Below are 244 nucleotides of genomic sequence, written 5' to 3'. Positions count from 1 at the left end.
CTGAGCGTCCTCGAACCGATCGATGTCCTCGATGACGACGATGTCGCACCGGGTGGCCTCGAAGAAATAGACGATCTCATCCAGATAGGCGTCGAAGTACGTGTCGGCGACGCGCGCCGATCACGCCGAGGCCGGCGCACTGCTCCTCGAGGCTCTCGAGGATCGCGACGAGCGCTCCGCACGGCTCGCGAGGAACTCGGTCGTCGTGGTCTCCCAAGCCGACCCCAAGGCGACCCCGACCGAG

The 244-nt window shown here is 66.0% G+C and carries 1 pseudogene; it reads right to left on the bottom strand.

Features of this window, described 5'->3' with window-relative positions:
• A pseudogene (locus SB658_RS26700) lies at window positions 1-96 on the bottom strand (YobI family P-loop NTPase); the annotation flags it as partial.
• Between the last annotated feature and the right edge of the window lie 148 nt (window positions 97-244).

The organism is Bacillus sp. SIMBA_008, from assembly GCF_046535495.1.
GTDB classification, from domain to species: Bacteria; Bacillota; Bacilli; order Bacillales; family Bacillaceae; genus Bacillus; species Bacillus subtilis.
This window is presented reverse-complemented; position numbering and strand designations above follow the sequence as displayed.